Source organism: Candidatus Dependentiae bacterium (genome assembly GCA_018897535.1).
Lineage (GTDB): Bacteria > Babelota > Babeliae > Babelales > UASB340 > UASB340.
In genome coordinates this window covers 1-3135 of the sequence record JAHIKO010000071.1, presented here as the reverse complement: position 1 = coordinate 3135, position 3135 = coordinate 1, and the positions used below count along the sequence as shown (strand labels likewise).

At 42.5% G+C, this 3135-nt stretch carries 3 protein-coding genes; 2 read left to right on the top strand and 1 reads right to left on the bottom strand.

Translation table 11 applies throughout. From position 1 onward, the window contains the following. On the top strand, positions 1-645 hold a 645-nt coding region (locus KKE07_04995; protein MBU4270198.1), incomplete at its 5' end, for a substrate-binding domain-containing protein. Between the two features lie 182 nt (positions 646-827). After that, positions 828-2327 (top strand): IS1182 family transposase, encoded by a 1500-nt coding sequence (locus KKE07_04990; protein ID MBU4270197.1) that lies wholly within the window; start codon positions 828-830, stop codon positions 2325-2327. A gap of 226 nt (positions 2328-2553) precedes the next feature. On the opposite strand, the gene KKE07_04985 is transcribed toward KKE07_04990, so the two are convergent. Further along, on the bottom strand, positions 2554-3135 hold a 582-nt coding region (locus tag KKE07_04985), incomplete at its 5' end, for a diaminopimelate decarboxylase (protein ID MBU4270196.1).

Sequence of the window (3135 nt, the reverse complement as noted above, 5' to 3'; positions counted from 1 at the left end):
GTAGTTAAGGACGCTGTGGTGCCCACTATGAACGCCAAAAATCCCCATGCCGCTCTGCTTTTACAAAGGGGCGTTACAGGAAGGGAGTGTGAAAAGATATGGATAAAGAAAGAGATCGTACAGTGGGACCAGTTATTGAAAACCGGTGATTCTTCCCCCATCCGCGTGTACACGCGGTCTGATGCCTGCGGAGCAGCGGAAACCTGGGCGCGCTATATGCATGGTTCCCAGGAAGACCTGCAGGGAGTGGGCGTGTTCGGTGACCCGGGGCTGGCTGAAGCTGTACGAAACGACACACTTGGTATCGGGTATAACAATATCAACTTCGCCTACGACGCAAAGACGAAAAAACCGGTGGCCGGCCTTATCATACTCCCTCTTGACCTGAACGCCAACGGCCGTATCGATACCAAAGAATCTTTTTATGAGACCAGGGACTGCATTATGAAGGCCATAGCTGATAGTATATATCCATCCCCGCCTGCCAGGGACCTGCACCTGGTTTCCAAAGGGAAGCCGGCAAAAAAGGCAGTGGTGACATTTTTGCGCTGGATCATGAATGAGGGCAGGAAATATGTTCCTGAAGCCGGATATATAGATTTTTCCGTTGATAAGTTGCGGAAAGAGAAACGGAAGCTGCAATAACAGTTATTGGAATAATTGTAATGAATTACCAAGATGTTCAGTCCCATTATTCCTCCCCCCTCTGGGGGGAGGTGCCCGGAGGGCCAGACTGTGTGAGAAATAGGAGTAAAGGAGGTTTATTAATTGCAAAAAGTCTATATCTTTTAATAATGAGAGTATTTTAAATACATTAGGATTCAACTATGTTTATAACTGGTACATCGCGGGATCAATTAAATTTGTTTGAAGAGAAATTGGATGAATTGATATCATCGGAAAATCCGTCCAGATTTATAGATGCGTATGTAGACAAACTGGATTTAAAGAAAATAGGTTTCAAAATTCCGGGAACGCATGGTGGCAAAGGGAGACCGGCATATGAGCCTTCAATGATGTTGAAGATATACATATACGGTTACTTAAATCGTATAAGGAGCAGCCGTAAGTTAGAAGCCGAATGCAACAGAAATATAGAAATGATATGGTTAACGAACAGATTGTTTCCTGATTTTAAAACCATAGCAGATTTTCGTAAAGATAACAAAAAAGGTATAAAAACAATATTTCGTGAGTTTTTGAATCTATGCCAGAAGTTGGAATTGTTATCGTTTCAATGCGTTGCAATAGATGGCACAAAGGAGAGAGCAAAAAATCATCTGGATAACATTTATCGGAAAGAAGCAATTGAAAAAATTGGATTAAGAATACAGGATCAAATAGAGAAATATCTGGATGAGCTTGAGAAAAATGATAAGTCAGAAGAAGCGGAGTATGAGTTTTTATCAAAGAATCTGAGAGAGAAGCTGGCAAAGTTAAATAAAAGCCAGGACAAGATAGATATTATTAAACAGGTGTTTTGCGAGAATCCTGAACTTGAAATATATTTTGCGAATGATACAGACAGCAGATATATGAAGGATAACAACCGTATAAGTGCGGGATATAATTGCCAGACAGCGGTAGACGAAAAGAATAAGCTGATAATCGCACATGACGTAACGAATGAAAGCAATGATCAACATCAGCTCAACAATATGAAAGACAGAGTTTCCGCGCTTAAGAATGATTTTAAAATTGATAGCAAGACGATAGTAGTAGCCGATGCGGGATATTTTGAAGAGAAAGAAATATTGAAGGCGGAAGAGGATGAGTGTTTCGAAATATATGTTTCACACCCGAGAGACTCACACGATCAGAAAACAAAAATAAAAGAGGAAGAGAATAAAATTCCGGCTAAAGGATTTTTAAAAGATGACTTTAAATATGATAAAGGCAGAGATGTTTTTGAATGTCCAGAAGGCAAAGAGTTGAGAAAAATAGGTAACGGTTTTATAGATAGAAGAACTGGTACGCGTAAGTTTAAATATAGCTGTAGAGAATGTGACGAATGCAATAAAAAAAAATCTTGCACTAATGACAAAAATGGCAGATCAATAAAAGTAACTGAGTTTTTTAATGAGATTAATGAATTCAGAGAAAAGTGCAATTCTGATATAGGTAAAAGATTACTAGCGAAAAGGAAAGAGATAGTCGAGCATCCCTTTGGAACAATAAAGCATAGTTGGGGCTACAGACAATTTATGCAGAAGGGCAAAGAGACTGTCTCTGCAGAGTTTAGTTTTATTGCATTTATCTATAATTTTCGACGTGTACTGAATCTTGTTGATTTTGACAAGTTAATGGATGCTTTGGTGACTGTATAAGGTATTACCAGATGCAATAAAAGGGAATTAATATAATTTTCTGAAGTTTAAGATTAAAAAATTATTACCCTTAAATTCCGAGATTTAACAATCAGACTGTGGTAGTAACAATACTACTTTGTTTCTCACACAGTCTGGGCGGAGGGGGGCTCATCACAGCAAGGTGCACACAGGGCGCAAGGGGGGCTCAACACAGCAAGGTGCCCGCAGGGCGGAGGATGGTTCTCTAAAAATCCTTCAGACCCCTGAAATCAAGGGTGGCGAAATAATCTTCAATCGTCTCGGCGCGCCGTATACGGACAACGCTGCGGTCCTCCCGCAGCAGAAGCTCTGCCGAGCGCAGTTTTCCATTATAGTTGAACCCCATGGCATGACCGTGTGCCCCGGTGTCGTGAATAACAACGATGTCGCCCACCTGGATTTCCGGCAGTTCCCTGGCAATGGCGAACTTGTCATTGTTCTCGCAAAGCGAGCCGGTAACGTCGTATGCCATTGTACGCGGCGCATTCTCTTTTCCCGGCACCGTGATGTGATGGTAGGCGCCATACAGCGCGGGACGCATGAGGTTGGCCATTGACGCGTCCAGGCCGATGTATTTCCTGTAGGTCTCCTTTTTATGCAGCACGCGCGTCACCAGGTATCCGTGCGGACCGGTGATCATCCTGCCGCTTTCCATGTATATTTTAATCGGATGCAGGCCGCTACCGGATATCATTTCATAATACAGACTTTCTATTTCTCTGCCGACATAGGCCATGTCAACTGCTTTCTGCTCAGGACGGTAAGGGACCCCGAAGCCGCCGCCAAG